2 protein-coding genes and 1 pseudogene are annotated in these 2,163 nt (G+C 49.2%); 1 reads left to right on the forward strand and 2 read right to left on the reverse strand.

Annotated elements, in window-relative coordinates; translation table 11 throughout:
• Window positions 1-191, reverse strand: a pseudogene (locus B9Y90_RS27485) (hypothetical protein); the annotation flags it as partial.
• Between the two features lie 780 nt (window positions 192-971).
• On the opposite strand from B9Y90_RS27485, the gene B9Y90_RS25950 reads away from it, so the two are divergent.
• Entirely contained in the window at window positions 972-1,169 is a 198-nt protein-coding gene (locus tag B9Y90_RS25950) for a hypothetical protein (protein WP_139827514.1), read from the forward strand.
• 733 nt (window positions 1,170-1,902) lie between these two features.
• On the opposite strand, the gene B9Y90_RS26790 is transcribed toward B9Y90_RS25950, so the two are convergent.
• On the reverse strand, window positions 1,903-2,163 hold a 261-nt coding region (locus B9Y90_RS26790), incomplete at its 5' end, for a hypothetical protein (RefSeq protein WP_217809003.1).

The raw sequence follows: 2,163 nt of genomic DNA on the forward strand, positions 1-2,163 counted from the left end.
TGACAGAAATCATACGGCGAACGGGGAAATATCTCCGGTACGCTATGAACAGATGTCTGATAAAAAAGTGTCCTGATTAACTTGACCAGAACAATTTTTCTGTTCCAGGCAACGGAACCATCAATCATCCAGACGCAGACCTGAAAAACAGATTTGGCAATATCGATACCAACAACTCTGATCGTGTTCATGCGATGTAACTCCCGGAATAATGCAGTCAGTAAAAGTATGGCACTAACACCTTAGGGAGGGGCGTCCATCACATCACTACAACCGCCTGGATGGTCACTTCTGAGAAAAGGCATTTACACAGAATCGTGTACAGGGTCTCCGGTGCTGTTGCTGGTGCAGGGTTGGTTTCCCTCACACTCCACGCTCAGTAATGCTGTGTGGGTGAGTTGACCCGCCGGTTATCCAAACGGACCCTTCCTCAGAACCGGACCTGCGGAAATACAGCATCCGTTTTCCAACAGATCAGTGTCCCCACACCTATTCAGCGAGCATCGGACATTGACTGAGTTCTCCATGATGACGGATATCCCAGTATTTTCATGATCAGGTCTCACTTTTCTCATATTATTAAGTGCTGCCACCTCTGCGGTTGGACCACCTGCAGTGATATTTTCAGCGACTACTGGCACTCCCATACCTCAAAGCGGCATCTGTCACCTTATGGGAACTGTGAATAATTTTCACTCCTTTCAGGTCACCCACTGTGTGAGTTTTATCTGCTATAGGACAACAAGGGTGACAAGCATGGCATACCGCCTCGCAGGTTTTAACGGACAGCGTCCTGCCCCGATCAACGGGTATTATCATTTGGATAACGGCTACCGGAGCTACAGCCTGCTCTTGGGTGCTTTATGGATCAGGATGGATTAATCCTTATCTCTACTGTGCCGAAGAGCCGTTCGGGCATTTCGGCCCGGGCAGGATACTAACATGGCTCTGGGCTTTGTTTTGTGGTGGGGATGGAGGGGACGACCGTACCGCTGGCGTTGATGCTGATAGCCGCAGTGGCTGGCGATGCCGCTGTCCGGGTGGGCGCAGAGCTTCCAGCAGAGGCCAATGGCGGGCCGCGGGTTAACCGGAAGCTGGTGGGCATGGTGGCCGGCTTGGGGGCTGTGGCCTCTCTTAACGGTTCCGGGACTCGTCGCTCAGCTCCCTGAGTTCATGCCGGAATTTCAACATCCACGTCAGCTGGGGGTCACCCCAAATGGATTTCTTCTCACACTACCTGCTTGAGGAAGCATTATTTTAGGGAGGAATGCACGTCGGAGCCAGGTCAATGCGCTTTATCCTGGAAATGATTTTAAAATGTTCCACCTGCTTATTGATGGAGCAGGTAACCGCTGACGTGAGTTTGCGCACGACTGAACATCAAACTTCCTGTGTGAGGAGAGAAAACTCCTGGTTTTTATTGGAAGCTCTCATAGAAACCAGTCACATCAGTTACACTCAGTTCCCGTAAACAATCCTGTCCGTCTGTAGCGTTTGTATTTTGTAATTGTGTTGCAGTTATTCAGCCCTGCTCTGGCAGGGCTTTTTTATTTTTTATACACCCACGCCACCAGCAGTGGGTCCCGTTATCAGCAACCACTGGAGTATCGGGGTAACACCGATCCAGAAGGCATATTGTCTTTAATTTCATCGTACAACACGCTCTGAAAAACGCTTTGTCTTAGCGCAACTTTGTTAAAGAGAAATGCGGTTAAAGCTAATGTACATGCCTGTAAGGGCTTCTGACGCCCGCATAACGCAGCGACACCCCGACTGCAGCAAACCCTTGCCAGGCTCACCGCGATAGCATAGACAACTTTCTGTTTTGCTTTCAGTTGTTTTGATTCTTCCGGATTAAGGGTTAGTGGAATCTCTCAAACCAGTAGCCGGCTTCGCCGGGTCTCAGAGCCATACACCTGCATTAACACCCAGTATAATTACTGTTGGCCAATCATTAATTATTTCGTTAAGCCACTTGATAACCGCCCTGCTGATATTCAGTATCACGATTTCTTCCGGAAAATAAGGCAGTGAATCTTCTGATAACAAGACACAACAGGCCAGAGTCTGAATCGCCACGGATAATCTAGACACTTCTGAGCCGTTGATAATATAGGTTTTCATATTCAGCCGGTGGCATCTGCTCGCTCGAACCATGCCGAC

It is taken from the genome of Cedecea sp. NFIX57, assembly GCF_900177785.1.
GTDB classification, from domain to species: domain Bacteria; phylum Pseudomonadota; class Gammaproteobacteria; order Enterobacterales; family Enterobacteriaceae; genus Cedecea; species Cedecea neteri_C.